We start from the raw sequence: 25,400 nt of genomic DNA, 5'->3' as shown, positions 1-25,400 counted from the left end.
TAAAACAAAGCCCACAGCGGATGCCGTGGGCTTCGGTTGGGTAGTTATAGGCTCACTTGGCTTCGGTCTTGGTGCCGTCCTGGTGCCATTCGTAAACCACGAAGTTGAAGTCTTTCAGGTCACCTTTCTCATCGAACGAGAGGTTGCCGGTCGGAGTGTCGAAGGTGTTGCTGCGCAGCGCTTCGGCCACCTTGGCGGTGTCGGTGCTGCCGGCCTTCTCGATGCCCTCGGCAATGACCTGAACGGCGGCATAGGCCGGGAACACGAACGGGCCGCTCGGGTCCTGGTTCTTGGCCTTGAACGCGTCGACCAGCTTCTGGTTGCGCGGATCCTGGTCGAAGGACTTCGGCAGGGTGACCAGCAGGCCTTCGGAAGCCGGGCCGGCGATCGCAGAGATTTCCTTGTTGCCGACGCCTTCCGGGCCCATGAAGCGGACGTTCAGGCCCTTTTCCTTGGCCTGACGCAGCAGCAGACCCAGTTCCGGGTGGTAGCCGCCGTAGTAGACGAAATCGACGTTTTCCTGCTTGAGCTTGGAAATCATCGAGGAGAAGTCCTTGTCGCCGGCGTTGATGCCTTCGAACAGGCCAACCTTGACGCCCTTTTTCTCCAGGGTTTCCTTGACGGCAGTGGCGATGCCTTCGCCGTACTGCTGCTTGTCGTGGATGACCGCGACGTTTTTCGGCTTGATGTTATCGGCAATGAAATTGCCGGCGGTCGGACCCTGCAGGCTGTCCAGGCCGATCGTGCGGAAGATCAGCTCATAGCCGCGAGACGTGATGTCCGGGCTGGTGGACGCCGCGGTGATCATCAGGATGCCTTCGTCTTCATAAATGTCGGACGCCGGCTGGGTGGAACTGGAGCACAGATGGCCAACCACGAAACTGACTTCATCGTTGACGATCTTGTTGGCAACCGCCACGGCCTGCTTTGGGTCGCAGGCGTCGTCATAGACGATACCTTCAAGCTGCTGACCGTTGACGCCCCCGTCTTTGTTGATCTGTTCGATGGCCATTTGGGCACCGATGAATTGCATGTCCCCGTACTGCGCGACAGCCCCCGTTACCGGGCCGGCCAAGCCGATCTTGATGTTGTCGGCGGCCAGCGTATAGCTCGCTGCACCCGTCAAAGCGATAGCCATGAATAGTTTGGAAAGACGCTGCTTGGTCTTCATATCTGCTCCACTTGCATCATTATTGTTTGGATCCTGCGGGCTGCAGTGTCGTTAAGGGCTAAACGTCCCCAAACGGTACGGCAACTGTACCGGCACAGTGTAGAAGCGTCAGCACCTGTTTGCACAGTCAGGAATTCCATCCGGTTGATGAGATTTACCCGGGCGCTATCATTGCGCCCTTTCCAGACCGGGTGAACCTCATGAGCGAAGATTCAAGCACTCTCTATGCCAAGCTGCTGGGCGAAACGGCTTCGATTACCTGGCAGGAGCTGCAACCGTTCTTCGCTCGTGGCGCCCTGTTGCGGGTGGCCGGAGATTTCGATCTGATCGAAGCGGCTCAAGCCGTCGCTCTGGATGACCGGGAAACAGTAGCTCGGTGGCTGGCAAAAGGCCATATCGGCAAGCTGGAAGCCGACGAAGCGCAGGACTGGCTCGAGCGTGACCCGTCACTTTGGGCTGTTGTCGTTGCGCCCTGGGTACTGGTGCAGGAAAGGGCAGACAAGCCCAGCCTGCACTGAATGAAGTCAGTCGCTAGCTGCGGACCCAGCGCTGGCGTGCCCAGCCGCTGAGCGCATCCACCACGAGCACCATCAGCAACATGGCAAGGATGACGGTTGAGGCCTGGGCTTCCTGGAACAGGCTGAGGCTCATGTAGAGCATCTGGCCCAGGCCGCCGGCCCCGACGAAGCCGAGCACGCTGGCCATGCGAATGTTGTTTTCCCAGCGATACAGCGTATAGGCCACCAATTGCGGCCAGAGCATTGGAAGGGTGCCGTAGCAGAACGCGCTGACCCGTCCGCAGCCGGCCAGTCGCAGCGCCTCGCTAGGAGCGTTCGGCGTGTTTTCCAAGGCCTCTGCGAACAGACGCCCAAGCACGCCCGCTGTGTGCAAAGCGAGGGCAAGGGTGCCTGCATTGGGTCCGAGACCGGCAGCCAGGACCATCAGCGCCGCCCAGACCAGTTCGGGGATTGCCCGCAAGGCATTGAGCATCAGCCGTGAGAGTGCCTTGCCTAAGGAGCCGAAGCGGCCGGCAGCCGGCAAGGCCAGCAACAGCCCGAGCAGCGCCGCCAGCAGGGTGCCGATGGCGGACATCGCCAATGTTTCCAGCGCGCCGAAGGCGATGGCGTTCAAATGTGGCGAGGAGAGATCGGGTTCGAGAAAGCCCAGGGCATAGCCGCCCATCTGCGCGATGCCCTCGGGGCTGAACAGGGCGCTGGCTTCGAGTTGCAAATAGGCGAACGAGCCGATGACGGCCATGACCAGCAGCAGAGGAAGCGCATAGCGCGAGATCGCCCTCACACGAACCTCCTGCGCAGCAACTGGCTGAGCAGGTCGGCCAGTAGCACCAGCAGCAGGAAGGTCAGCAGCATGCTTGCTACCTCGCCGCCGGCAAACATGCGGATCGACAGGTCCATCTGCTGTCCCAGGCCGCCCGCGCCGACAAAACCCATGACGACCGAGGCGCGGATGGCGCACTCCCAGCGATAGACGGTGTAGGACAGCATCTCGCCCGTGGCCTGCGGCAGCACGCCGTAGGCAAAGGCCTGCAGCCTCGACCCCCCCGCGCCGATCAGCGCGCGCGTCGGCAGCGGGTCGACCGACTCGAATATCTCCGCATAGACCTTGCCGAGCATGCCGGCGTAGGTAATGGCGATGGCCAGCACGCCGGCGGTGGGCCCGAGGCCGACAGCGCGCACGAACAGCAGCGCCCAGACGATCTCCGGCACGCTGCGCAACAGGATCAGCAGGCCCCTCACTGGCCAGCGAACGGCCTGTGACCACCAGTGTGGCCGACCGCCGCGGCTGAGTGCCGAAATTGACAGCGCGCGCGTCGCCAGCAGGGCGCAGGGAAGGGCGACTGCCAGTGCCAAGGCCATCCCCGCCGTGGCGATGGCAAGGGTCTCCAGCGTCGCGCGCCACAGCAGATGCAGGAAGTCCCCGTCATGCGCCGGTGGCCAGAACGCTCCGAGGAAGGTAGCCATGGTCTCGGCGTTGCTGCCGTCGAAGAACACGCCCAGATCCAGCTCGCTCACTGACAGCCCAGGCCAAAGCAGAGCCAGCGCTACCAGTGTCAGCAACAGGCGTGAGCGCGCAGCAGGGTCGCGCTGGGGGAGGGCGGGGTTCAGCATCGCGGGATATGCAGGCTCTGGCCCGACGATGGCTGGAAGGGGGCGACGCCTTGCAGCTGGTCGTTGGCGTAGAGCGCATCGAGTTCAGCCGATGTCACTGCTTCTGAGGCCTTATCGAACAGGATTCGCCCGTCGCGTACCGCGATCACCCGAGGGAAATGTTCCAGTGCCAGCTCGACCGCATGCAGGCTGGCTACAAGCGTGGCCTGGCCATCAGTCGCTTCGCGGTTCAGTACGTTCAGTGAGTAGGCCGCCAGCACCGGGTCCATGGCCGAGACGGGTTCATCCGCCAGCATAAGCGTCGGGTTCTGATACAGCGCGCGGGCAATACCGACGCGCTGCAACTGACCACCGGACAACTGATCGCAGCGCTCGAAGAGTTTGCCTGCCAGATCCAGCTTGCCCAGCACCTCGGCCGCGCCCTTCTTGTCCAGTGGGTAGATCAGGCTGAGCAGGCTGCGGCCCAGCGACCACTGTCCCAGACGCCCGGCCAGTACCGCGGTGATGACGCGTTGTCGAGGTGGCAGCGGCGGTGCCTGATGAATCAGGCCGATGCGACCACGCAGCTTCTGTCGGGCACTGACTGACAGCGTCCAGGGCTGGCAGCCGAGCAGTTCGAATGTACCTGTGCTCGGCTGCAAGTGCGTGGCGAGCAAGCGCAACAAGGTGGTTTTGCCCGCGCCGGACGGGCCGATGAGCGCAACCCGCTCGCCTTTCGCGATCTGCAGTTCAACATCGCGCAGCGCGACGTGACCATTGGCATGGCAGTAGCTCACGCCGAACAGGCTCAGGGCCGGTTCGGTCTGGTTTGTTAGCGAGATGCGCGGGCTTGAAGAGAGCATCGACACGCTCATTCAAGCGTGCTCGCCTGGCGTTGCCCGAGCGGTCCGCAGGGGTGCGGCGACCTGCCGGCCGGGCTCACTTCAACAGGCCAGCGGCGCGCGCGGCTTCCTCGATGCCTTCGTAATTTTCCGGACGTGTCTCGATGAAGCGCGTGGCCGCCTGGAGATCGAGGATCTTCTTGTGTTCCGGATTCTTCGGGTCAAGTTCAAGGAACGCCGTCTTGATCTTCTCGACCAGCGTCGGGTCCAGATCGCCGCGCACGGTCCAGTTGTAGTCGTAATAAGGTGGGGTTGTGGAAATCACCCGCACCTTGTCTGTGTCGACCTTGCCGGCGGCAACCAGCTTTTCCCAGACCGAAGCGTTGAGCACGCCGGCGTCGGCTTTCCCGGCCTCGACCCAGGCGGCCGTGGCGTCATGGGCGCCGGAGTAGGCGATGCGCTTGAAGAACTGCTCGGGGTCGATGCCATCACGCAGCATGAAATAGCGTGGCATCAGGCTGCCGGAAGTGGACGATACGGAGCCAAAGGCAAAGGTCTTGCCCTTGAGGTCCTGTAGCGTTTTCACCTCGGGGTCGGCGGTGATGAATTTGCTGGTGAACTTCTCGTCCTGCTCACGCTGCACCAGCGGAATCGCATCACCGGTCTTCAGGCGGGTCTGGACAAAGGTGAAGCCGCCCAGCCAGGCCAGGTCGAGGCGATCAGCGGCCAGTGATTCAACCACGGCGGCATAATCCGAGACCGGCGTGAATTTCACCGGCATGCCCAGTTCCTTTTCGAGGTATTTGCCCAGCGGTTCGAACTTGCGGATCAGTTCGGTCGGGGCTTCGTCAGGAATGGCCGAGACGCGAAGAGTATCGGCGGCATGGGTAGTAGCAATAGACAACGAAAGGGCAAGGCCGGTAAAGGCTGCCAGGGTGCGCTTCAACATTGTGGTTCTCCGGTTCAATAGCGGAAAAAGCGCGCGGATTATAGAGGCTTCGGGGTGCGCCTGGGCAAGTTGCTTTGCAGGGCGGAGCGCGGGCGCGCGGGCGCAGGTATCCACAGAGCTGGCACTACGCTTGGCCTGCGGCGATAAATCCTTTTGTGATCCGGGTCTCGGTTAACTAGAATCGCCGCCCTCACGGATGATGGCTTAATGCTATGGAATGGCGGCAAGAGAAACGCACCCTCCACGCGCTTCGCACACACATCGATAAACTGCTGGCCGCGGGTGCGCAGATCATATCTCGCGATCCGGTGACGATACTCTCGGCGGGTGAGACGCTGAGGGTCAGGCATGGGATGCTGATCGGATACTCCGGCTTTCTCGATATGGTGGAGCCGGTTACCGACCATGACTGGCCAGACGCCCTCCGGCAGATGGTCATCGACCTGTGTATCAAGCAGCTCGACCAGGCAATCGAAAGCCTCGAACGCGAATGCCGGCTCGCAGAGCAGCCCCCTGCCGCCAATGACGGCGTGGGCAGCGCGTAACCGGCATTCCAGCTGTTCGCGAAACAAATTCGTCTCCAGACGAGAACGCTCCCGCTGAGACCGACTCAGACGTGCATGGATGCCTGACAGGCATCCAGGTGACCGAGGGGGATTCATGTACGATCCATCCATGCGCCAGGGTTTCATACCGCCATACATTCTCAGCCGGATCATCGACCACGGCTCGCAAACGCAGCGTGAGCGGGCGCTGGGTACGCTGAGCCACGTCAGCAGCCTGTTGCCCAACCCGGGCCCTCCGAATCGCCAACCTGTCGTCGGCGTGATCCCGGAACGCGGTTTGCCGGGTGTACCGCGCCGCAGCATTCACGACGCGGGGCACCAGATGCTGCTGCCCGGTGCCCTGGCGCGCATCGAGGGGCAGCCGCCGGTAGCGGACGCTGCGGTTGACGAGGCCTACGACGCGCTGGGTATCACCCATGCGTTTTTCTGGGAGATATTCGGCCGAGACTCCATTGACCGTCACGGCTTCCCGTTGGTGGGCACGGTGCATTACGGCGTCGGCTACGAAAATGCCTTTTGGAACGGCGCCCAGATGGTCTTTGGCGATGGCGACGGGGACATTTTCAATCGCTTCACCCTGTCGCTGAACGTGGTGGCGCACGAGCTGGCCCATGGGGTGATCGAGAGCGAGGCAGGCCTGGTCTATCACAACCAGTCCGGCGCACTGAACGAGTCGATCTCCGATGTCTTTGGCGTACTGGTGCAGCAATACAGCCTCCGTCAGACAGCGGACCAGGCGGACTGGCTGATCGGTGCCGAGCTGTTGACCGACAGGGTACAGGGGCACGCGCTGCGCTCGATGGCCAACCCGGGCAGCGCCTATGACGATCCCCTGTTGGGTAAGGATCCCCAGCCCGGTCACATGCGGGACTTCATCGAAACCCGTGATGACAACGGTGGTGTGCACCTGAATTCCGGCATCCCCAACCGTGCGTTCTATCTCGCTGCGCTGGCCATGGGTGGTTATGCCTGGGAAAAGGCCGGGCGCATCTGGTACGACACGCTCTGTGATTGGCGACTGGCCAACGATGCGGACTTCGCGGGGTTCGCCCAGCTGACGATGGAAAATGCGGCGACGCGCTTTGGTCCGGGCAGCGAGGCGAGGGCGGTGCAGCAGGCGTGGGCCGACGTTGGTGTTTTGAGGCACTGAGGAGCTGTCATGGAAAAGCTACCGACACTGGGTGATGACGCGACCGTCCGCCTGTCCAGGCAGGGCGGGTTCGTTGCCATGCAGGCCTTGAGTCGACCTCGTGAGATCAGTTTTGCCAGCTGCGACGAGCAGCAACGCGGGCAGATCTGCTCTGTACTGGAAGGCTGCCTGCCACTGGCGCAATCGAAAGCCGTACAGGCCGACGAACGCTATTACCAGATCGAGCTGCGCTACCGGCAGAACGAAGGGACCGATGAAATGATCCTGCAGATTCCCGAGGCGCAGGCACCGGGAGAACTGGTGCGGCTCTGGGACAAGGGCGAGTTGCTCTGAGGGTGCCTTGCTCAGCCACGCCCTCGCAGGGCTAGAATCGTCACCCCGTGCTCTCAAGGAACCCGATCATGTCCGATTTGCCTTCAATCGCCTTCGCCGGCATCGGCCTGATGGGCCTGCGCATGTGTCATCGACTGCTTGCGGCAGGTTTCCCGTTGACTGTCTGGAATCGCTCGTCGGACAAGTGTGCGGCGCTGGTAGAGGCTGGCGCGCGTCAGGCTGGCAGCCCGGCCGAGCTGTGCGCCGGGGCCGATATTCTGTTGCTGTGCCTGGCCGATACCGCGGTGGTGCGAGAGGTGGTCTTCGGTTCGGGCGGCATTGTCGAGGGCGCAAGAGCCGGGCAGCTGCTGGTGGACCACTCCAGCCTCGAGCCCTCCGCTACAAGGGCGATGGCTGCCGAACTGGAGTCACGCTCAGGTATGCGCTGGGTCGATGCGCCGGTCTCGGGCGGCACCGCTGGTGCAGAGGCCGGGAGCCTGGCGATCATGGCCGGCGGGCGGGTCGAGGATGTCGAGCGGGTACGGCCGATCCTGATGCATCTTGGGCAGCGCCTGACGCACATGGGGGCAGTGGGAGCAGGCCAGGTGACCAAGGCCTGCAACCAGATGATCGTCGCCTGCAACGCGCTGGTCATCGCCGAAGTGGTGGCCCTGGCCGAGCGGTCCGGGGTCGATGCCAGCCTCATCGCGCCGGCACTGGCAGGTGGATTCGCCGATTCCAGACCGTTGCAGATTCTTGCCCCGCAGATGGCCAGCAGTGAGTTCGAACCGGTGAAATGGCACGTGCGGACGCTACTGAAGGATCTCGACACAGCGGTGCAGCTGTCCCGCGAAGAAGGCAGTGCAACGCCGATGACCGGCCTCGCCGCCCAACTGATGCGCCTGCATGGCAGCCAGGGGCATCTCGAACAGGACCCCGCCACGTTGGTGCAACTGCACCGGGAGCAAAAGCAATGAAGATCGCGGCCAATCTGTCCATGCTGTTCAGCGAACTGCCGTTGGCCGAGCGCATCATGGCGGCTCGGGTTGCCGGATTCGAGGGCGTCGAAATCCAGTTTCCCTACGAACTGCCGGCGATCCGCTTGAAGGAATTGCTCGAGCGGGCCGGCGTGCCGCTGGTGCTGATGAACCTGCCGGCGGGTGACTTCATGCACGGTGGGCCAGGGCTGGCCGCCGTGCCGGCCCGCCAGGAGGCGTTTGACGCTGCGTTACAGGAGGCGCTGTCCTACGCGGCAATGGTCCGGCCCCGGCATGTCAACGTGCTGCCGGGGCGACTGGCGGATGGCGTCGCGCGTGAGCAGGCGCTGGAAACCCTGGCGGGCAACCTGCGCACCAGCGCCGAGGCCTTTGGCCTGCTGGGGATACGCGTGGTGTGCGAAGCGATCAACCCGCTGGATATGCCGGGCTTTCTGATCAATACCCCGGAGCATCTGCAGGCCTTGCTGGAGCGGGTCGACCACCCCAACTGCCAGGCCCAGCTCGATCTGTATCACATGGCGCGCCAGGGGCTCGACGTGGCCGCTGGGATCCGCCTCCTGGGTTCGCGCGTCGGTCACGTGCAGTTCGCCGATTGTCCCGGGCGCGGTGCGCCAGGCAGCGGGAGTGTGTCATTCGACAGGCTGATCGACGCATTGCGGGTGACGGGCTATGACGGCTGGCTGTCCGCCGAGTATCGCCCTGGCGATACCGGCACCGAAGCGAGCCTCGGCTGGCTGGCCGAATGGAAACAGCGCTTGCGCCATTGCCCGGCATAAGCGGGGATGATGTTGACAGACAGACGCGTGAAGGGGCTCTAGAGTCAATCTTGAAAGCGCCGGCTTGGTCGGCCCATAACAATAATTCGAGAGCGACGTCATGCAGCCATCCACCCAAGCCGCGAACGCCTGGCGCGTCCTGTTTCTGCTGTTTCTGGCCAACCTGTTCAACTTCTTCGACCGCACCATCCCGGCGATCATCGCCGAGCCGATTCGCCTGGAGTGGGATCTGAACGACTTCCAGCTGGGGCTCATCGGCACTGCCTTCACCATTATTTATGCGATCGCCGGGGTGCCGCTGGGACGCATGGCCGACATCGGCTCGCGGCGCAAGATCATGGGCTGGGGACTGACCGTCTGGAGCGGCCTGACGGCAGTCAACGGCCTGGCCTGGAATTTCTGGACCTTTCTGCTGGTGCGCATGGGTATAGGCATTGGCGAGGCCAGCTATGCGCCGGCAGCGAACTCCCTCATCGGCGACCTGTTCCCGGCTCACAAGCGTGCCAGGGCGATGGGTATCTTCATGCTGGGTCTGCCGCTGGGTCTGCTGCTGGCCTTTTTCACCATCGGCTCGATGGTGCAGTATTTCGGTAGCTGGCGTGCGCCGTTCTTCATCGCTGCAGTGCCGGGGCTGATACTGGCGCTGTTCATATTCTTCATCCGCGAGCCCCAGCGTGGCGCGGCGGAAACCGTCAAGGTATCGCAGGCGCGTGTAGAACAACCCATTCGCAAGGTGTTCGCGATCCGCACCTTCTGGTGGCTGGTGCTCGCCGGGCTGGCTTTCAACTTTGCCACCTATGCCTGCAACGCCTTCATGGTGCCGCTGCTGATGCGCTATCACGCGGTGCCGCTGGTAGAGGCGTCGATCGCCACCGGGGTGATTGTCGGGCTCACCGGTCTGATCGGCCTGACCCTTGGCGGTTGGATCGCCGATCAGATCCATCAGCGCTTTGCCCGCGGCCGGCTGATCTTCGCTGCCGTGAGCATGGCCATCGCGACGCTAGCGACGGGTTATGCGCTGCTCGCCGGACGCATCGAGGTCGGGGTGTTCGTGGCGATCTTCAGTATCGGCTGGCTGTTTTCGTACAACTTCTACACATGCGTCTACACGGCAATTCAGGACGTGGTCGAGCCGCGCCTGCGCGCCACCGCCATGGCGCTGTTCTTCGCGGGTCTCTACCTGCTTGGCGGCGGCATGGGCACGGTGGTAGTGGGACTGCTGTCGGACCATTTCGCCGAGGCAGCGATGCTTGCAGCCGGGGCCAGCGAGATGAGCGAAGCGTTCCGCGCCGAAGGCTTGCACGGTGCGATGTACCTGATCCCCGCTTCCCTGCTGTTGACGATGGTCTTTCTGTTCCAGGCATCACGTACCTTCTGCCACGACTCCAAGCGCATGACCGATGGCATGACGGACTCCGCTGCGGCTGGCGAGCCGTCACTGGCCTGACCCGGCCGTTGTGACGCCCGCCGTCGTCCCGTCACTCGAACCCGACGGGGCGACGATTGGCCTGCAATTGCCGGCCGGCTCGCATAAACTGCGCGGCCGTTTTTCGTAGTCCGGATCGCTCATGCACACCTTGCCTCCCGCCCGCGCCTGCGGCGTCGATTTCGGTACCTCCAATTCCACGGTCGGCTGGTGGCGGCCTGATGCCGAACCGCTGCTGGAGCTCGAAGGCGACCAGCACACCTTGCCTTCTGTGGTGTTCTTCAACGCCGAAGAACGCCGCCCGGTGTACGGCCGCCTTGCCCTTGCCGAATACCTGGAAGGTTACGAAGGGCGGCTGATGCGCTCGCTGAAAAGCCTGCTGGGGTCCAAGCTGCTCAAGAGTGAGACGACCGTGCTCGGCGGCGCCATGCCGTTCAAGGAAATCCTCGCGCTGTTTCTCGGTACGCTGAAAAAGCGCGCCGAAGAGCAGGCCGGACGCTCGTTCGAGGAGGTGGTGCTGGGCCGCCCGGTGTTTTTCGTTGATGACGATCCGGACGCGGACAGGGAGGCAGCGAACACCCTCGCCGCAGCGGCCAACAGGATCGGCTTCAAGGACGTCTCTTTCCAGTACGAGCCCATTGCCGCGGCGTTCGATTACGAGTCGCGCATCGAGCGGGAAGAGCGCGTGCTGATCGTGGACATCGGCGGTGGTACCTCGGACTTCTCGCTGGTAAGGCTGTCGCCGGATCGCCGCGCCATCGATGACCGGCAGGAGGACATCCTCGCCACTTCGGGCGTGCATATCGGCGGTACTGATTTCGACAAGCAGCTCAGTCTTCAGGGCGTGATGCCGCTGTTCGGTTATGGCAGCCGAATGAAGAGCGATGCGCCGATGCCCACCAGCACACATCTCAACCTCGCCACCTGGCACACCATCAACGCGGTATACGCTCCGGCTTCGCTGCGTGCGCTGCAGAGCATGCGCTACGACATCCAGGACCCTACCGGCATCGACCGGTTGTTCAGCCTGATCGAGCAGCGCGCCGGGCACTGGCTGGCCATGCAGGTGGAGCAGGGCAAGATCGAACTGACCGAGCATGAGCGCTACCTGATCGACTTTGCACGAATCGAAACAGGCCTCGAAGCGACACTCACACGTCCGCTATTCGAAACGGCGATCGAACCGCTGCTCGAACGAATCCGCACCAATGTCAGTCAATTGCTAGCGGCTGCCGGGCTCAAGCATGACGACATCGACACGGTGTTCTTCACCGGTGGGTCCAGTGCGATACCGGCGTTGCGCCAGAGCGTCGCCGCCTTGCTGCCGCGGGCACGTCACGTCGAAGGCAGCCGTTTCGGCAGCATCGGCAGTGGCCTGGCCATCGAGGCGCGCAAGCGCTACGGTTGAATTGCCCGTAATGCCTGCTATGCGAGCGGGGCAGCGGGCCTGAACGGGAGCTGTCATGGGTTACCAGCTGCGTCCGCAAGACCCTGCCGCCGAGGTGCGAAAAGTCGCCCGGCAGGGCATCGACAAAGCCATCGAGGCACTGAGCGTTCCACCCCAGGAGCGTGCCGAAGGTGTGCATCAGGCGCGTAAACGTTTCAAGGAATTGCGTGCACTGCTGCGCCTGGTACGCAAGCCGCTGGGCGCCGAGTTCCAGCGGGAAAACCATCGGTTGCGTGACCTCGGCCGAACGCTGGCCGAGTCGCGTGACGCCACTGCCATGCTTGAAAGCTGGGATGCGCTGGCGAAGCGTTTCCCCGACCTGTTCGGCGAGGCGGATTTCAAGCAGACCCGACGCCGTCTGCAGACCCGTGCGAAGCAGGCCGAAAGCGGACCCACTGACCTCGATACGCATATTGGCAAGGTCATCGAGGAGCTGAAGGACGCCCGCAGCTCTGTCGACACCTGGCCTCTTCAGGCCAAGGGCTTCGAGTTGCTGGCCGGCGGAGTCAGACGCACCTACGCCGATGGCTGCGCCGAGCTGGCCAAGGTCAGGCATGACCTCAGCGACGAGCAGCTTCACCAGTGGCGCAAGCGGGTCAAGGATCACTGGTACCAGACGCGGCTACTTGCGCCGAGCTGGCCGAAGCTGATGCAGCTGCGCAGCGACTCGCTCAAGGAGCTGGCGGATCTGCTGGGCGATGATCATGACCTGGCGGTGATGACGGAGCTGATGCAGGCTCAGCCGGCGTTGTTCGGTAGCGATGCCCTGCGCCAGCGACTTGGCACGGCCATCGCAGAGCGACGCAGCGAGTTGCAGAGCGCCGCACTCAAGCTGGGCGAGGAAATCTACCAGGATGCGCCGAAGGAACTGGTGGCGCGCTGGCAGCGCTATTGGGACGGCGCTACAGACTGATCGGTTCCAGCGGCGCTGCACGAAGGCCAGGCGTCAGGCGGCCTGGCTGTTGATCTCATGAATCTTCAGCATTTTCTCCAGCTCAGTGCGAATGAATTCATCGTTGCAGCCGGGCAGATATTCGCGCAGCTTGCGGATGACCCATTGCTGGCCTCGATCGACGAACGCCAGGCGTTCATTCAGTGACTCGATGGCCATGGCCTTGCCATAGAAGGCGCCAACCTCGCGGTTGGGTTCCAGGCCCAGGTGATTCAAGCAGTTCAGGACCAGCCGGCAGCTGTCGACCTCGCCCTGGCGGACCTGCTCGAGCAGTTTCTGCTGCGCGGGGTCGGTGCATTGCTGCAGGCTTTCGCCAGCGACCTTGGCCCCGGCGCGCTCGGCACTCAGCAGGTCCTGAAGGAGTTTCGCTTCTCCTTCGGTGGTGTTCAGCAGGTTCTGCTCGGTCATATGGGGGTCTCCTGTTGCCCTGACAGCCTGAGCGACATCGGCCGCCACAGGCTGTGGACCGGTCTTTCGAAGCTAGAGTTTCTTCGCCGAGACGATCTTTACCGGCGTCAGCGGAACGTTCTGCATCATGCTGCGGTTGCCGGTCGGCACCTGGGCGATCTGATCGACCACGTCCATGCCACGCACCACTTTCGCGAAGACGGCGTAGCCGAAGTCACGGCTGCCATGGTCCAGGAAGTCGTTGTCACGGTGGTTGATGAAGAACTGACTGGTCGCTGAGTCGACGTTCTGCGTGCGGGCCATGGCCAGGGTTCCGCGTACGTTATGCAGGCCGTTGTCGGCTTCGTTCTTGATCGGGTCGCGAGTCTTCTTCTGGTTCAGCCCTTCATTGAAGCCGCCGCCCTGGATCATGAAACCGGGGATCACACGGTGGAATACGGTGCCGTCGTAAAACCCGCTTTCCACGTATTCGAGGAAGTTCTTCACGCTGACCGGGGCTTTCTCGGCCTCCAGTTCGATTTCGATTTCGCCCATGCTGGTATTGAGCAATACGTGTGGGTTCTCTGCAGCGAGCAGGTTGCCGGCCAGCAGCAGCGAACAGGCGGCGAGTAGGAGTCGTTTCATAATGTGTTCCTGGTTGGGTGAATCCTGGGTCAGCACCGTTCGTGCAGGCCGGATGCATGCATCAGCCTTCACGCGTTGCGTTGGACACTGCCTGAACGGGCGATTGTGCCTGCGCATCGTACGTCCTGATCAGGTCGATGAGAATCTGTGTAGCCGGGCCAAGGGGTTTGTCCGGGTGCGTGTAGAGGTAGAACAGTGGTCGGCGGATGCTGCCTTGAATCAGAGGCAGTGGTTTGAGGGCGCCTTCAGCCAGTTCGCGGCTGATCATGTGGCGCGGCAGCCAGGCAAAGCCCAGCCCGCTGCTGACAAAGCCGACCGAGGTGGCCAGGCTGCCCACCGTCCAGCGCTGCTCGGCGCCGAGCCAGCCGCTGTCACGCGGCTGACGCTGTCCGGAATCGCGCACGACTACCTGCATCTGGCTTTGCAGATCCTGCACGCTGAGCTTGCGCTGCAGCTGGTGCAGTGCGTGATCGGGATGGGCGACGGCGATAAACTCCACGGTCCCCAGCTCCTGGCCGAGGTAGCCGGTAATGTCGAGGCCGCTGATGGCCAGATCGGCGGTGCCGTCCTTGAGTACATCTTCAACCCCGGATAGCACTTCCTCGCGCAGACGCACCCGGCAGCCCCGGCTCAGCGGCATGAACGCGGTCAGCGCACGGATCAGTTTGGCATTGGGGTAGGCCGCGTCGACCACCAGGCGTACTTCGGCTTCCCAGCCCTGTTCCATGTGGTGTGCCAGCTCCTCGAGCTGTCCGGCCTGGTTGACCAGTTGTCGTGAGCGCCGCAGGAGCACTTCACCGGCATCGGTCAGTACCGCCTTGCGCCCATCGATGCGTAGCAGCGGCACGCCCAGCTGCTCCTGCATGCGCGCTACGGTATAGCTCACCGATGACTGCGAGCGATGCAGCATTTCCGCGGCCTGGGCGAAACCGCCGTGGTCGATCACCGCTTGCAGGGTTCGCCACTGATCGAGGGTCACGCGGGGCACTTTCATTCCATTGTTTTCCTGTTGCGTCGGTCTGGTAGGCTGGCGTTCGCCATCACGAGGAGCCGCATTGAAAATGAAAAGACACTGCTTCGCTGTGCTCGCTTCGCTTGTCATCTTCCCACTGACTGCCGTTGCCGTCAGCTACCCCGTGGATCTGGAGCAGGAGCTCAACGGCGCCGAAGTGCTGGCCAGCCCGGAAACCATCGACCGTGACATGGCCGGCCTCGTTCTGGACAACTTCGGAGAGCGCCCGGTCGAGTGTACCGCTGTGTTTCGCAACGGACCGGAAATGCCGCGCCCACGACATGTCACGCTGCAATCGGGTGAACGCAAGCCCGTCACCGTCAAGTTCAAGCGTGACGTTATCCGCTTGCGCATCCAGCTCACCTGCGACCCGCAATGAAGCGCGTCTGAACACCGCAGGTGTCCGGTCTGCAGCCAGGCCTTCCCGGTGCTCACAATGTAGCTGTTTTTTGCACGCTGCCTGTCCGTTGCGCTGCACAAAGGCTCATCGGGTTACGCTGGACGGGTTAATCTATGCGACGTTTTTTTTCACCTTGAGGTATCACCCTTGTTTGACCAATTCGCCCTCCATGAACGCCTGCTGAAGGCGGTCGCCGAACTCAAATTCGTCGAGCCGACTCCGGTGCAGGTGGCGGCCATTCCTCCGGCGCTGGAAGGGCGTGACCTGCGCGTGACGGCTCAGACCGGCAGCGGCAAGACCGCCGCTTTCGTACTGCCGATGCTCAACCGGCTGATCGGTGACGCGGTGGTACGTACCGACGTCCGTGCTCTGATCCTGCTGCCGACCCGCGAACTGGCTCAACAGACGCTCAAGGAGGTCGAGCGCTTCTCGCAGTTCACCTTCATAAAGTCGGCGATGATCACCGGCGGCGAGGATTTCAAGGTTCAGGCGGCGATTCTGCGCAAGGTGCCGGATATCCTCATCGGCACCCCGGGCCGCATGATCGAGCATCTGAACGCCGGCACCCTGGTCCTCAAGGATGTCGAATTGCTCATCCTCGACGAAGCCGACCGTATGCTCGACATGGGCTTTGCCGAAGACGTTCAGCGGCTGGTGGGTGAGTGCGGGAAACGTCAGCAGACCCTGCTGTTCTCGGCCACCAGCGGCGGCGCAGCGCTGCGCGAGATGACGGCTGCCGTACTGCGCAATCCCTTGCACCTGCAGCTCAACCGCGTCAGCGAACTGAACGAAGGCACTCGCCAGCAGATCATCACTGCGGAAGACACCGAGCATAAGGAAAAGCTGGTGCACTGGCTGCTGGCCAACGAGACCTACAAGAAGGCGGTGATCTTCACCAACACCCGCGTGCAGGCCGATCGTTTGTATGGCCGGTTGGTGGCCGAAGGTGTGAAGGCCTTCGTGCTGCACGGGGACAAGGACCAGAAAGACCGCAAGCTGGCCATCGACCGGGTCAAGGAAGGCGGGGTCAAGGTACTGGTGGCAACTGACGTAGCCGCGCGGGGGCTTGATATCGAGGGCCTGGATCTGGTCATCAACTTCGACATGCCGCGGTCCGGCGACGAATATGTGCATCGCATAGGCCGTACGGGCCGTGCAGGCGCCGAAGGGCTGGCTATCTCGCTGATCTGCCACAACGACTGGAATCTGATGTCCAGCATCGAGCGCTATCTCAAGCAGCGTTTCGAGCGCCGCGTGATCAAGGGCTTGAAAGGCAGCTATGGCGGGCCGAAGAACCTCAAGGCATCGGGCAAGGCTGCCGGTACCAAGAAGAAAAAGGACGACAAGAAAAAGGCGGTGGACAAGAAAGGCAAGCCCGCAGCGAAGCCGGTGGCCAAGCGACCCAGGAACGCTCCGGCTTCACAGATTGTCAGTCAGGACGGGCTTGCCCCGCTGCGGCGCAAGAAACCCGCCGCAGAATGACGAACTGAGCCGGGGCCAACGCTGCCCCGGCTCGTATCTGCCGTCAGCGTTTCTCTGCCGGTGCGATGTCGGCGTCCTTCTCCGCCTGCTCAACATGCTCGAGGCGCTTGTCATAGGCTTCGCATTCATTGCCCAGCTGCTCGGCAGTCTGCTTCACCTCCATATCTCTCAGCTCCTGGTTGATCTCCGCTGCTCGCTTGGGATCGCTTTCGGTCAGTTCGTTGACCCGATCGGCAAGCTGCTTGGCCTTGGCATTGATTACGTCAGTGGTGCACTCGTCTGCAAGTACGGGCTGGCTTGCCAGCAGGGCGAGAGTCAGGGGAATCATCAGCGATTTCATTGGTGCGCTCCTCGTTACGACCTGTTCGGTGGATCGTCAGTCGGGCGCTTTAGTTCAGCCTTTTGCGGCTGCGCTGGGATCGAACCATGGCGAGGCGATCGCGGTCCGAATAGCAACAGCCGCCTCCCTGGAGCGGCGCGACAGGAGAACGGACATGAGCTACGACTGGAACCTGATGCTACGCCTGCTGCGCGAAGCGCAGAAATCCGGCAATGAAACCTTCACGCCACGGCAATATGCCGACGAGCACGCCTTGGCTTTGGAAGAGGCCGGCCAGCCGATGCCCAACATGGATTCACTGAAGGCAGAGGCTCAGAACTATGAGAGCGCGCTGTTCGAAGGTGGCTTCATGGTGGCCCGCCCTGAAGAGCAGGGCGGCAACGGCGAGAACTTTGTTCTGACCGATCGAGGTGTGCGCCTCATGGAAATGCTCGAAGGCGGACCTGGCGGGACCGCGAATCGTCAACGCCTCGACGAGAAAGGCGAGGCGGCGCTGGTACCTGAGGTCTTTGACGGTCTGGCGGCTGGCTAGGATCAGATTGGAAACGCCCCGGATGCCCGGGGCGCTTCGCCGGTTACTTCAGCGGACCGATGTTCGCGCAAGATTTGTTGCTGGCGTGTTTCAGCAGAACGGGCAGCTGGGGCCGCGATTTGCCGCTCTGTACGTCCAGGGCGAGGGCATATTCACCCCACCAGGGTCCGCCGGCCCAATAGGTGCTGGGGATGCAGTTCTGGTTCAGGTACTTCAGCAGATTGTACGTAGCGACGATGGCGGAGGGTGAGAAGTCGGGAGCGCCGTGTTCGCCGATGAAGCCGCGCAGCCTGTTCTTGCTTAGCCACTCCACAAAGGGCTTGGCTCGCTTCACGCCTTCCATGGGGTCGTATATGGCCTTCGCATCCCGGTAGGTTCCGGAATAGTCCGCGTCCAGATACAGGTGTGCTTCATACACCAAGTTGTTCCTGGCGTCCCGCATCCAGGGATCGCTGATCAGCTGGATGTTGTGCGATGGCCAATGAAACGCACTGGACCAGCGGTCGCCGGCGATAAATATCCAACGCTTTGAGTCGACCGATCGGATCGCCTTGGCCGCTGCCAGCGCCGCAGCGGGCCACTTGCCGTTGGTGGCGTGGGGTTCGTTCATCAGCCCATAGCCATACACCGACGGATGGTTCAGGACCTTCTGTGCAATACGCTTCCAGCTATCGGCGAAGGCCGTGACCGGAACCTCCTTCGATGCGATCAGCTTGCCGTAGTAACGGTAGTAGTTATGCATGTCCAGGATGATCTGGATGTCGTGTTTCTTCGCGTGGTCAAGGGTCGCCAGCAGTCGGGTGAGCTCGGCGCCGCTGAGGTCCTGATTCAGTTTCGGCTGGATGCGCTCCCAGCGAAACGGCAGACGGACCAGCTTCAGGCCCATGTTGGCGTATCGCTTGAAGTCGGCTTCGCCCGGGTAGATGTAATGGATCTTGTAGCGCCCGGGTAAGTCTCCTGAGCTGAACTCGGCGCCGGCCAGGTTCACGCCAACGAGATTGATCGGGTTGGCCGGCGCCACGCCTGCCGAAGGTGCGGTGGCATTTCCGCCTGTGGCCGGTTGGCTGAAGCCGGTACTGCTGACCGAAATGGTTCGCGGATAACCCACCAGCCGGCCGTCGACCGGGTTGCCATCAAGCAGGACGGTCATGTTGCCCCCGTATCGATAGACGAGCTTGACCGTGCGAACCTGGCCATCGGCGAATCGAACCATTGCGCCTTTGTGAAAGGCAGCTCTGTTGGCATCGGTGTCCTTGACCGAAACCCCTGGCGAGCGCAGGTAGATTCCGCCAAAAAAATCGCCGCCGTTGAATGAATTGAGGGCGACAGTCAGCGCAGGCGTGACTGACGGCGAGCTGGGGGCTGGGGCAGTTGGGGCCGCGGGCTGGCTGACGGGGGCGGGCGTCGCCGGCGTGCTTGGTGCGGTTGTCGCAGTCGCCGTGTAGAGCCTGTTCGGGTAGCCGAGGCTGCCGCTGAGTGAAGAGCCAGAGAGCATCACGCTCATGTTCTTGCCTGAACTGTAGACGGCGGTGACCTTGCGGACCTGGCCGTCGGCAAGTTTGACCGAGGCGCCGGGTTTGAACGCTGTGGTGTTGGCGCTATTGGCCGGGATCGAGAAACCGGCTGACTTTCTCCAGACGCCGTTCTGCCAGTCACTGTTGGTGTAGTTGTTGATCGCACTGCTGTGGGTCGAGGCGCTGGCGGCAGGGGATGTGCTGGTGGCCGGTTTGGTAGCGGTTGTTTGTGCGGAGCCTGTAGTCAGGGCGGAGACCGAGTTTGGATAACCGTGGGTCGAGGCATTTAGGGTCGCGCCTGACAACATCGCGCTCATGTGACCCCCTGAGAAATATACCGCCTTGATGGTTCGTACCTGTCCATCCGCCAGCCTGACGGATGCGCCCTTCTTGAAAGCCGCCTTGTTCGTTGCAGTGGCAGGGATCGAAAAACCTGCGGATTTGCGCCAGGTACCCTTTAGCCATTCGCTGCTTGTGAAGTTATTGACGCGTGCAGTCGTGCTTGCCGAGGCTGTCGCCGGAAAGCTGGCAGTGGCTGCAATGGCCGTCTGGGAAACCAGGCCAAAAGCTACAGCGCCGAGCAGGGTTGCGCTTAACAAAAGCCTGGGGACGGCCGAGGCGGCATAGTTGGGAAACATATCGGACTCCGAAACTTAAACAACAAAAGGCTGCGGTAAGCCTTTCAAAAGTGCGGAAGCATCCATGGACAACGAGGCATTGACCGGCGACGCCACCAGGCAACGCAGATGCGGACCCAAATCCGCTTGCGCTGACAGATAGCCTTTATATAGGTCGATAGTTAATTTATGAAGTTATCTTGGCGCCAATAAATGCGACATGAGTACGGTTTTAATTATTCATGCTATTAGCCATTATCTAATGGCATATAAATATCAAAATGCCTTTAACCTAATAAGTTATTGATTTGAATAAGTTAAATTTGTTATTCATGCCGCTTGGCGGGCGAAATCTCATGCGGGTGCGTTCAGCGCATTGCGGCAAAATACAGTTAGTTAACTGTTTGGTTTTGTTACGACTTGTTTCGCAGACGGCCGAAAGGTCGCCCGCTGCCCGAGGCAGTGAAAAGCGGATACCGATGTGAGGGGAGGCGGGGAGTCAGGCGCGGCGCATTGTTTCGCTAACGGACCTGTTGCAGGCTTTCGGTCGTCAGCTCGAGCGCCTTGCGCATGTCCAGGCGGGCCGAGCGGCCAATGTCATGGTTGTCCAGCCTGTAGCCACGCTCGGAGGGCAGGATCGGCGCGGTGAGATCGTCGGCTTCGACAGCTTCGAAATCACTGTTGCGGCCAATGGTCAGCGCGCTGCGGCGCAGCAGTTCTCGAAGCTGCTCGGGAGTCAGCGACGGATTGATGGACAGCATCGCGCCAATCACGCCCGTCACCATGGGCGTGGCATAGGAGGTGCCGCAATGCACCTCGCCACGCTTGCCCGGCTCCAGCGTTGCCGCGCGGGTGCACGCCGAAGCCGTGATATCGACGCGCATGTCGATATTGGAAGACGGGCGCTTGGTTACGTATTCGGGATGTTCAACCGGCACCTCCTTGCTGAAGTCGCGCTGATGCGCCCCCACTACCAGAAGCTGATCGGTGATGAATGAAGAGGGCAGCCGATAGTCGTCCTGCCCGGAATACGCCGAACCATTACCCGCGGAGTTCACCACCACCACATCCGGATGTTCGCGCCGCAGCCAGAGAAAGAACTCTTCCAGCAATTCTTCATAGCCACTCATGGCGATACCCGACCGCACCAGCGAGTCGATTTCCTTTCCGTCCACGTCGAGCGTACCGACGCGATGGATGCCCCAGCTCCAGTTCAATACGCGCACGCCGTCTTCCACCATGTTGACCGAGGCTGCGATGTTGGCGGTGATGCCTGCATCCGAGTTGCGCTCGACGATCACCTCGAAGCCGGAGCTGGTGGGTTCCAGCGCGCTGAGGAAGCCATTGTCTGCGGGGTCAACGCTGCGTGCCGCCAGGATGCCGGTGACGCTGGTGCCGTGATCGTCTGGTGACTCGGCATCGCGTGCATAGACGCATGTGCGTGGCTCAGTCGGGTCACAGCCGCCCAGGTACGCCATGAATTCGGGTGAGTCGAAATCGACGTCGCGTTCGACGATGCCGATCCGAACCGGATGGGTCTTTATGGGGGGCTTCTGGCCGGGCAGCCGGTGCAGGTAGAAGTCAACTGCATCGAGAAAGCGGTTGGCCACCCATTCACTGTTGCGAGGCTTGGTTTGCTGGTCTTCTTCCACTGGTTCTTCGGCACCAGACTCTTCCACCACGACCGCATCCACGCTTGCTTCACTGCCCAGACGCAGCACAAGGGCGTCGCGCTCGGTGAGGTCGGTGACCGGCAGACGAAGCTGGTAGGTATTGAGTGGCGCGATTGCGCCGACGACTTCAGCGCCGTACTTCTCGGCCAGGCGCCGCGATTCTTCCAGCCCGTCGTGGTCTTCCTCGATGATCAGACTCACCAGATCCACATAGGTGGTGAGGTCGTCCATGTTTTTGGCGACCTCATCCGGCCCGGCGGCAATTACATGGCTGCCGTTGAGGGTGAGCCACACCGGATTGCTGTGGCGCTTGCCCTGTTCCAGCCAGAGCGGGCCGCTCTGATGGTCGGCCTTATTCAGGGTCAGGCGTAGTCGGCCGTTCCCGGTCTGGCGAGCATCGACGTCCTTGCCGCCGAGCTTTACCTTCAGGCCACCGCTGCCAAGCCCTTCGCTGCGCAGGCAGAAGGTCAGCTGTTCAGTGGCAAACAGGTCGCCGCAACGCTGCAGATCCTCCAGTCGTAACGCTCGTTCCTGGGCTGTAGCAGGCCCGATGGCACAGGCTAAGGCCAGAGCAATCAGCGGAGATGCAGCGGACCTCATGGGCGACGTTGCAGGTAGTGCACGCTGAACAGGTCCTGGGCGTCGGTCCATTGACCACTGCAATCGAAGCCGGCGCTATTGGCCAGATCGGCGAAGGATTGAAGGCTGTACTTGTAGGAGTTTTCGGTGTGCAGGCTTTCACCGGCATCGAAATGGAACCGTTGACCTTCGATGGTGACATCCTGAGCCTCGCGGCTGACCAGGTGCATTTCGATGCGTGAATCCTGCTCATTGAAGAAGGCGTGGTGAGCAAAGCGTGACGGGTCGATATCACTGTCCAGCTCCTGGCGGATGCGCTGCAGCACGTTGAGGTTGAAGGCAGCGGTCACATGCGCGCGGTCGTTGTAGGCAGCCTCGAGCACGCTCCGGTCCTTGACCAGGTCGACGCCGATCAGCAAGCCGCCGCCGGGCGGAAGAATCTCGTGCAGATGGCCGAGCAGCTTGCGTGCTTCCAGGGGAGTGAAGTTGCCAATGCTCGATCCTGGAAAAAACACCAGCGGATGGTGCAGGGTGAAGTCATCGGGCAGCTTCAGTTCGTCCGAGAAGTCTGCACAGGCTGCGTGCACCTCCAGCCAGGGATAATCCGCCGCCAGGCGCTGGGTACTGGTGAGCAGGAAGTCCTCGGAAATATCGATCCCCAGGTAACTGACCGGACGTAGCCCTTCGAGCAGCAAGCGCACCTTGCGGCTGGCGCCACTGCCCAGTTCGATCAGGTCGGTTTGTGGCCCGGCGATTTCGAGGATCTCGTTCGCCGCCTTCGCAAGGATCTTTTCTTCGGTGCGGGTTACGTAGTATTCGGGTTGCTGGCAGATCTGTTCGAAAAGTTCAGAGCCGCGACGGTCATAGAAGAACTTCGGCGAGATGTGCTTTGGTGAGGCGGCGAACCCTGCCAATGCCTCGTCACGCAAGGAGGTGTCGTGGGTCGGCTGCGTCTGGTCGTGGAAATGTACGGCTAGTGCCATGCTTCATAGCTCCCTGGCCAGGCGCAGCCCGGCGAATTGCCAGCGCATCGCCGGCTGAAAGAAGTTGCGGTAGGTCGCGCGTATATGGGATTCAGGCGTGGCGCAGCAACCACCGCGCAAGACCATCTGCCCTGACATGAACTTGCCGTTGTATTCGCCGAGGCTGCCTTCCAGTGGATGAAAGCCGGGGTAGGGCCGGTAGGCACTGGCAGTCCATTCCCAGACGTCGCCGAACAGCTGGGCAGGCCCGTCGGTGGGAACACTGGTGGCTACAGGTTGCAGATGGTCGCTTTCAAGAAAATTACCGCGGCGAGGCAGTTCGGCTGCCGCCACCTCCCACTCGGCCTCGGTGGGCAGTCGGGCACCAGCCCAACGGGCGTAGGCGTCCGCCTCGTAGAAACTGACGTGGCAGACCGGCGCTTCGAGATCCAGGGGCTGCAGACCGCCGAGGGTCATCTCACACCAGCCGCTATCCTCTCGAAGCCAATACAGCGGGGCGTTCCAGCCATGCTGGCGGATATGCGCCCAGCCATCGGAAAGCCACAGGTCGCTGCGTGCATAACCGCCATCAGCGATGAAGGACAGGTACTCGCGATTGCTCACCGGGCGGTCGGCCAGCTGGAAGTCCTCGACAAATTGCCGGTGCCGCGGCGTCTCGCAATCAAAGGCGAATCCACTGCCCGCGTGGCCGATATGGCGCACGCCCCCGGCATAGCTGTGCCAGTGGACGCGGTCGTTATGCAGCGCCGGCGCAGGCTTCAGATCGTCGCGGTAAACCGGGTGCAGCGGGTTTTGCGCCAGGATGTGCTTGATGTCCATCAGCAACAATTCCTGATGCTGCTGCTCGTGCTGCAGGCCCAGCTCGACCCTGTGCATGATCTCGGCCGCATGCCGTTGCGGCGGGTTGACCAACAGCTCGCTCATTGCCCGGTCGACATGCTGACGGAACCGGTAGACGTCCTCGACGCCTGGACGGGAGATCAGACCACGCTGAGTTCGGGGAAAGGGCGTGCTGTGGGTTTCGTAGTACGAATTGAACAGATGGTCATACGCGTCGTTGAGCGGTTTGTAGCCTGGCAGATAGGGCTTTAGCAGAAAGGCCTCGAAGAACCAGCTGATGTGGGCCAGGTGCCATTTCGGCGGGCTGACGTCAGGCATACTCTGGATGACGTAATCCTCCACCTGCAGCGTCGCGCAGATCGCTTCGCTGGTGGCGCGGACCTGTCGGAAGCGTTGCAGCAGGTAGTCCAGATCGGCCAGTGCCGGTTGCTGCACACGCTGTTCTGCCAGATTACCCATTGACGCTCCCCCTGCAGTTGTCCGAATGGCCTCTATAAGCGACCCGAAGCGGGACGTAAAAGTTTCTGGCAAAGCCCAGCGGCCTGATGCCGGCCCTGCTGTATTCCAGCGGTTGGTAGCGAGCCGCCGGTTAGCTACCGATCTCAGGCATCCGGGTGACTCAGCTGCCCTCGATGGGAGGCGTTGGGCGAATCAGTATTTCGTTGACGTCGACATGCGTCGGCTGGGACAGCGCATAGACCACGGCGCGGCCGATGTCTTCCGGCTGCATGGCATAGGCGGGAGGCTCGTCGAACAGGGGCGTGTCGACCATGCCAGGCTCGATAAGCGTTACGCGTACGCCGGTGCCGCGCAGTTCCTCGCGTACGCTCAGGCCCATGCCGGTCACCGCCCATTTGCTGGCGCTGTACATTGACCCGGGGATCACGAAACGTCCCGCTGCAGAGCCCGTCAGCAGCAGATGTCCGCGACTGGCCTTGAGTGCCTCGAGGCTGCAGCGCAAGGTCAGGCCGACGCCGTACACGTTGGTCAGCAGCATTTCGCGCCAGACCTCCGGGTCGGCGCCACTGAAGCCGCCTTCGCTGCCCGGCATGCCGGCATTGGCATAGACCGCATCGAGCTGGCCGAAGTGATCGAGCACCTGTCGCACCATGGCCTGCTGCTCTGCGTACTCCTTGACGTCACAGCGAATCGCCAGCGCGCGCTCGGCACCTCCGAGTTCGCTTACCAGCTCCGTCAGCCGGTGCTCGGAGCGCGCTGCCAGGGCGACCCGATAGCCCGCTTGGGAGGCGAGGCGGGCAGTGGCAGCGCCAATCCCGGAGGAGGCGCCGGTGATCAGTAGAACGGGATCGCTCATGGTCATCCTCGTCTGGTAGCCGCTATCAGTAATTGGGTGGAGTTTCCGGAATGCCGGTGCCGTCGGTAATCGAAGGCATGGTCCAGGGCTCGAGGCGCTGGTCCTTTTCCTCGACATCCAGCCGCGCCTGCTCGATGACAGTTCCCAGGTGCTGCGGATTGCTGTACTCATCGTGCGACACGCCGGGCACGCGCAGCAGCTCGGTGCCGCTAGCCGACATCACGGTAAAGCCGAAACTGTCGTCGTCCGGGTTGGCGCTGGTGACGCAACCGCAGGGCAGGAAGGCTTCGGAGACGAGCTGCATCGCTTCGTCCAGGTTCAGGGCTTGGTTGTTCATGGGGTTTCTCCTTCGACGGGCTGTCTGAAGTGGACCTCCAGGCGGCC

The 25,400-nt window shown here is 62.1% G+C and carries 27 protein-coding genes; 12 read left to right on the top strand and 15 right to left on the bottom strand.

Annotated features, from left to right (window positions below):
• Positions 1-52: 52 nt before the first annotated feature.
• A complete protein-coding gene (locus AC4LFW_RS12555; RefSeq protein WP_491819401.1) occupies positions 53-1,171 on the bottom strand; it encodes a branched-chain amino acid ABC transporter substrate-binding protein in 1,119 nt (372 codons plus the stop codon).
• Positions 1,172-1,371: 200 nt separating this feature from the next.
• On the opposite strand from AC4LFW_RS12555, the gene AC4LFW_RS12550 reads away from it, so the two are divergent.
• Entirely contained in the window at positions 1,372-1,689 is a 318-nt protein-coding gene (locus AC4LFW_RS12550; RefSeq protein ID WP_491819400.1) for a DUF2288 domain-containing protein, read from the top strand.
• A 13-nt stretch (positions 1,690-1,702) separates the two neighbouring features.
• Here AC4LFW_RS12550 and phnE (AC4LFW_RS12545) read toward each other — a convergent pair whose 3' ends face one another.
• The 4 genes from phnE (AC4LFW_RS12545) to AC4LFW_RS12530 all read right to left on the bottom strand — a co-directional run bounded on the left by phnE (AC4LFW_RS12545) (position 1,703) and on the right by AC4LFW_RS12530 (position 5,070).
• Positions 1,703-2,470, bottom strand: coding sequence for a phosphonate ABC transporter, permease protein PhnE (phnE, locus tag AC4LFW_RS12545; protein ID WP_491819399.1), 768 nt, complete (start codon positions 2,468-2,470; stop codon positions 1,703-1,705).
• On the bottom strand, positions 2,467-3,300 hold the full coding sequence (phnE, locus tag AC4LFW_RS12540) for a phosphonate ABC transporter, permease protein PhnE (protein WP_491819397.1): 834 nt from the start codon (positions 3,298-3,300) through the stop codon (positions 2,467-2,469). Before phnE (AC4LFW_RS12540) ends, phnE (AC4LFW_RS12545) begins: the two co-directional genes overlap by 4 nt.
• Positions 3,294-4,142 carry a phosphonate ABC transporter ATP-binding protein gene (locus AC4LFW_RS12535; RefSeq protein WP_491819396.1) on the bottom strand — a complete coding sequence of 283 codons (849 nt, stop codon included), beginning with the start codon at positions 4,140-4,142 and terminating at the stop codon, positions 3,294-3,296. Before AC4LFW_RS12535 ends, phnE (AC4LFW_RS12540) begins: the two co-directional genes overlap by 7 nt.
• Positions 4,143-4,218: 76 nt before the next feature.
• Positions 4,219-5,070: a putative selenate ABC transporter substrate-binding protein gene (locus tag AC4LFW_RS12530; RefSeq protein WP_491819395.1), complete on the bottom strand. Its 852-nt coding sequence runs from the start codon at positions 5,068-5,070 to the stop codon at positions 4,219-4,221.
• 212 nt (positions 5,071-5,282) lie between these two features.
• Between AC4LFW_RS12530 and AC4LFW_RS12525 the strand changes: the two genes are divergently transcribed.
• From AC4LFW_RS12525 to AC4LFW_RS12490, 8 genes are all read left to right on the top strand, one after another.
• Positions 5,283-5,615 (top strand): hypothetical protein, encoded by a 333-nt coding sequence (locus AC4LFW_RS12525; RefSeq protein ID WP_491819394.1) that lies wholly within the window; start codon positions 5,283-5,285, stop codon positions 5,613-5,615.
• Positions 5,616-5,730: 115 nt separating this feature from the next.
• Positions 5,731-6,786 carry a M4 family metallopeptidase gene (locus tag AC4LFW_RS12520; protein WP_491819393.1) on the top strand — a complete coding sequence of 352 codons (1,056 nt, stop codon included), beginning with the start codon at positions 5,731-5,733 and terminating at the stop codon, positions 6,784-6,786.
• Positions 6,787-6,795: 9 nt separating this feature from the next.
• Complete coding sequence (locus AC4LFW_RS12515) at positions 6,796-7,119, top strand: protealysin inhibitor emfourin (protein ID WP_491819391.1); 324 nt, start codon at positions 6,796-6,798, stop codon at positions 7,117-7,119.
• 68 nt (positions 7,120-7,187) lie between these two features.
• Positions 7,188-8,075: an NAD(P)-dependent oxidoreductase gene (locus AC4LFW_RS12510; RefSeq protein WP_491819390.1), complete on the top strand. Its 888-nt coding sequence runs from the start codon at positions 7,188-7,190 to the stop codon at positions 8,073-8,075.
• Positions 8,072-8,872, top strand: a complete 801-nt coding sequence (locus AC4LFW_RS12505) for a hydroxypyruvate isomerase family protein (RefSeq protein ID WP_491819388.1) — start codon at positions 8,072-8,074, stop codon at positions 8,870-8,872. Before AC4LFW_RS12510 ends, AC4LFW_RS12505 begins: the two co-directional genes overlap by 4 nt.
• 100 nt (positions 8,873-8,972) lie before the next feature.
• The gene (locus tag AC4LFW_RS12500; RefSeq protein WP_491819387.1) at positions 8,973-10,319 is read left to right on the top strand and encodes a spinster family MFS transporter; all 1,347 of its coding nucleotides are present in this window, start codon (positions 8,973-8,975) and stop codon (positions 10,317-10,319) included.
• A gap of 121 nt (positions 10,320-10,440) precedes the next feature.
• Positions 10,441-11,706, top strand: a complete 1,266-nt coding sequence (locus AC4LFW_RS12495; protein WP_491819386.1) for an Hsp70 family protein — start codon at positions 10,441-10,443, stop codon at positions 11,704-11,706.
• 55 nt (positions 11,707-11,761) lie between these two features.
• Positions 11,762-12,658 carry a CHAD domain-containing protein gene (locus AC4LFW_RS12490; RefSeq protein ID WP_491819385.1) on the top strand — a complete coding sequence of 299 codons (897 nt, stop codon included), beginning with the start codon at positions 11,762-11,764 and terminating at the stop codon, positions 12,656-12,658.
• 33 nt (positions 12,659-12,691) lie between these two features.
• Here AC4LFW_RS12490 and AC4LFW_RS12485 read toward each other — a convergent pair whose 3' ends face one another.
• The 3 genes from AC4LFW_RS12485 to AC4LFW_RS12475 all read right to left on the bottom strand — a co-directional run bounded on the left by AC4LFW_RS12485 (position 12,692) and on the right by AC4LFW_RS12475 (position 14,723).
• Positions 12,692-13,105, bottom strand: a complete 414-nt coding sequence (locus AC4LFW_RS12485) for a DUF6306 domain-containing protein (protein WP_491819384.1) — start codon at positions 13,103-13,105, stop codon at positions 12,692-12,694.
• 72 nt (positions 13,106-13,177) lie between these two features.
• Entirely contained in the window at positions 13,178-13,732 is a 555-nt protein-coding gene (locus AC4LFW_RS12480) for a peptidylprolyl isomerase (RefSeq protein ID WP_491820220.1), read from the bottom strand.
• A gap of 58 nt (positions 13,733-13,790) precedes the next feature.
• A complete protein-coding gene (locus AC4LFW_RS12475) occupies positions 13,791-14,723 on the bottom strand; it encodes a LysR family transcriptional regulator (RefSeq protein WP_491819383.1) in 933 nt (310 codons plus the stop codon).
• 67 nt (positions 14,724-14,790) lie between these two features.
• Here AC4LFW_RS12475 and AC4LFW_RS12470 point away from each other — a divergent pair, with 67 nt between their 5' ends.
• Together AC4LFW_RS12470 and AC4LFW_RS12465 are read left to right on the top strand one after the other, a co-directional pair.
• Positions 14,791-15,120 carry a 3-phosphoglycerate kinase gene (locus AC4LFW_RS12470; RefSeq protein WP_491819382.1) on the top strand — a complete coding sequence of 110 codons (330 nt, stop codon included), beginning with the start codon at positions 14,791-14,793 and terminating at the stop codon, positions 15,118-15,120.
• 168 nt (positions 15,121-15,288) lie between these two features.
• Positions 15,289-16,623, top strand: a complete 1,335-nt coding sequence (locus AC4LFW_RS12465) for a DEAD/DEAH box helicase (protein ID WP_491819381.1) — start codon at positions 15,289-15,291, stop codon at positions 16,621-16,623.
• A gap of 43 nt (positions 16,624-16,666) precedes the next feature.
• On the opposite strand, the gene AC4LFW_RS12460 is transcribed toward AC4LFW_RS12465, so the two are convergent.
• Complete coding sequence (locus AC4LFW_RS12460; RefSeq protein ID WP_491819379.1) at positions 16,667-16,963, bottom strand: hypothetical protein; 297 nt, start codon at positions 16,961-16,963, stop codon at positions 16,667-16,669.
• Between the two features lie 154 nt (positions 16,964-17,117).
• On the opposite strand from AC4LFW_RS12460, the gene AC4LFW_RS12455 reads away from it, so the two are divergent.
• The gene (locus AC4LFW_RS12455) at positions 17,118-17,495 is read left to right on the top strand and encodes a transcriptional regulator (RefSeq protein ID WP_491820218.1); all 378 of its coding nucleotides are present in this window, start codon (positions 17,118-17,120) and stop codon (positions 17,493-17,495) included.
• Between the two features lie 43 nt (positions 17,496-17,538).
• Here the strand turns inward: AC4LFW_RS12455 and AC4LFW_RS12450 are convergent, their stop codons facing one another.
• The 6 genes from AC4LFW_RS12450 to AC4LFW_RS12425 all read right to left on the bottom strand — a co-directional run bounded on the left by AC4LFW_RS12450 (position 17,539) and on the right by AC4LFW_RS12425 (position 25,353).
• Positions 17,539-19,647: a glycoside hydrolase family 5 protein gene (locus AC4LFW_RS12450; protein ID WP_491819377.1), complete on the bottom strand. Its 2,109-nt coding sequence runs from the start codon at positions 19,645-19,647 to the stop codon at positions 17,539-17,541.
• A gap of 500 nt (positions 19,648-20,147) precedes the next feature.
• Complete coding sequence (locus AC4LFW_RS12445; protein WP_491819375.1) at positions 20,148-21,899, bottom strand: S8/S53 family peptidase; 1,752 nt, start codon at positions 21,897-21,899, stop codon at positions 20,148-20,150.
• Positions 21,896-22,861, bottom strand: coding sequence for an L-histidine N(alpha)-methyltransferase (gene egtD, locus AC4LFW_RS12440; RefSeq protein ID WP_491819373.1), 966 nt, complete (start codon positions 22,859-22,861; stop codon positions 21,896-21,898). The genes AC4LFW_RS12445 and egtD overlap by 4 nt, the downstream gene beginning before the upstream one ends.
• A 3-nt stretch (positions 22,862-22,864) precedes the next feature.
• Complete coding sequence (gene egtB, locus AC4LFW_RS12435) at positions 22,865-24,160, bottom strand: ergothioneine biosynthesis protein EgtB (RefSeq protein WP_491819372.1); 1,296 nt, start codon at positions 24,158-24,160, stop codon at positions 22,865-22,867.
• Between the two features lie 160 nt (positions 24,161-24,320).
• Positions 24,321-25,016, bottom strand: coding sequence for an SDR family oxidoreductase (locus AC4LFW_RS12430; RefSeq protein ID WP_491819370.1), 696 nt, complete (start codon positions 25,014-25,016; stop codon positions 24,321-24,323).
• 25 nt (positions 25,017-25,041) lie between these two features.
• Complete coding sequence (locus AC4LFW_RS12425) at positions 25,042-25,353, bottom strand: DUF1652 domain-containing protein (protein ID WP_491819368.1); 312 nt, start codon at positions 25,351-25,353, stop codon at positions 25,042-25,044.
• Positions 25,354-25,400 lie beyond the last annotated feature (47 nt).

The sequence above is a fragment of the Stutzerimonas sp. C6.4V genome (assembly GCF_058536345.1).
Note: the sequence above shows the minus strand (reverse complement) of the source record. Positions and strands in the feature narration are given on the sequence as shown.

Bases quoted from the DNA above. Each gene is read 5' to 3' on its own strand.
- AC4LFW_RS12555 (WP_491819401.1), bottom strand. From the start codon at position 1,171: ATGAAGACCAAGCAGCGTCTTTCCAAACTATTCATGGCTATCGCTTTG.
- AC4LFW_RS12550 (WP_491819400.1), top strand. From the start codon at position 1,372: ATGAGCGAAGATTCAAGCACTCTCTATGCCAAGCTGCTGGGCGAAACG.
- phnE (WP_491819397.1), bottom strand. From the start codon at position 3,300: ATGCTGAACCCCGCCCTCCCCCAGCGCGACCCTGCTGCGCGCTCACGC.
- AC4LFW_RS12535 (WP_491819396.1), bottom strand. From the start codon at position 4,142: ATGCTCTCTTCAAGCCCGCGCATCTCGCTAACAAACCAGACCGAACCG.
- AC4LFW_RS12530 (WP_491819395.1), bottom strand. From the start codon at position 5,070: ATGTTGAAGCGCACCCTGGCAGCCTTTACCGGCCTTGCCCTTTCGTTG.
- AC4LFW_RS12525 (WP_491819394.1), top strand. From the start codon at position 5,283: ATGGAATGGCGGCAAGAGAAACGCACCCTCCACGCGCTTCGCACACAC.
- AC4LFW_RS12520 (WP_491819393.1), top strand. From the start codon at position 5,731: ATGTACGATCCATCCATGCGCCAGGGTTTCATACCGCCATACATTCTC.
- AC4LFW_RS12515 (WP_491819391.1), top strand. From the start codon at position 6,796: ATGGAAAAGCTACCGACACTGGGTGATGACGCGACCGTCCGCCTGTCC.
- AC4LFW_RS12510 (WP_491819390.1), top strand. From the start codon at position 7,188: ATGTCCGATTTGCCTTCAATCGCCTTCGCCGGCATCGGCCTGATGGGC.
- AC4LFW_RS12505 (WP_491819388.1), top strand. From the start codon at position 8,072: ATGAAGATCGCGGCCAATCTGTCCATGCTGTTCAGCGAACTGCCGTTG.
- AC4LFW_RS12500 (WP_491819387.1), top strand. From the start codon at position 8,973: ATGCAGCCATCCACCCAAGCCGCGAACGCCTGGCGCGTCCTGTTTCTG.
- AC4LFW_RS12495 (WP_491819386.1), top strand. From the start codon at position 10,441: ATGCACACCTTGCCTCCCGCCCGCGCCTGCGGCGTCGATTTCGGTACC.
- AC4LFW_RS12490 (WP_491819385.1), top strand. From the start codon at position 11,762: ATGGGTTACCAGCTGCGTCCGCAAGACCCTGCCGCCGAGGTGCGAAAA.
- AC4LFW_RS12485 (WP_491819384.1), bottom strand. From the start codon at position 13,105: ATGACCGAGCAGAACCTGCTGAACACCACCGAAGGAGAAGCGAAACTC.
- AC4LFW_RS12475 (WP_491819383.1), bottom strand. From the start codon at position 14,723: ATGAAAGTGCCCCGCGTGACCCTCGATCAGTGGCGAACCCTGCAAGCG.
- AC4LFW_RS12470 (WP_491819382.1), top strand. From the start codon at position 14,791: ATGAAAAGACACTGCTTCGCTGTGCTCGCTTCGCTTGTCATCTTCCCA.
- AC4LFW_RS12460 (WP_491819379.1), bottom strand. From the start codon at position 16,963: ATGAAATCGCTGATGATTCCCCTGACTCTCGCCCTGCTGGCAAGCCAG.
- AC4LFW_RS12455 (WP_491820218.1), top strand. From the start codon at position 17,118: ATGAGCTACGACTGGAACCTGATGCTACGCCTGCTGCGCGAAGCGCAG.
- AC4LFW_RS12450 (WP_491819377.1), bottom strand. From the start codon at position 19,647: ATGTTTCCCAACTATGCCGCCTCGGCCGTCCCCAGGCTTTTGTTAAGC.
- AC4LFW_RS12445 (WP_491819375.1), bottom strand. From the start codon at position 21,899: ATGAGGTCCGCTGCATCTCCGCTGATTGCTCTGGCCTTAGCCTGTGCC.
- egtD (WP_491819373.1), bottom strand. From the start codon at position 22,861: ATGGCACTAGCCGTACATTTCCACGACCAGACGCAGCCGACCCACGAC.
- egtB (WP_491819372.1), bottom strand. From the start codon at position 24,160: ATGGGTAATCTGGCAGAACAGCGTGTGCAGCAACCGGCACTGGCCGAT.
- AC4LFW_RS12430 (WP_491819370.1), bottom strand. From the start codon at position 25,016: ATGAGCGATCCCGTTCTACTGATCACCGGCGCCTCCTCCGGGATTGGC.
- AC4LFW_RS12425 (WP_491819368.1), bottom strand. From the start codon at position 25,353: ATGAACAACCAAGCCCTGAACCTGGACGAAGCGATGCAGCTCGTCTCC.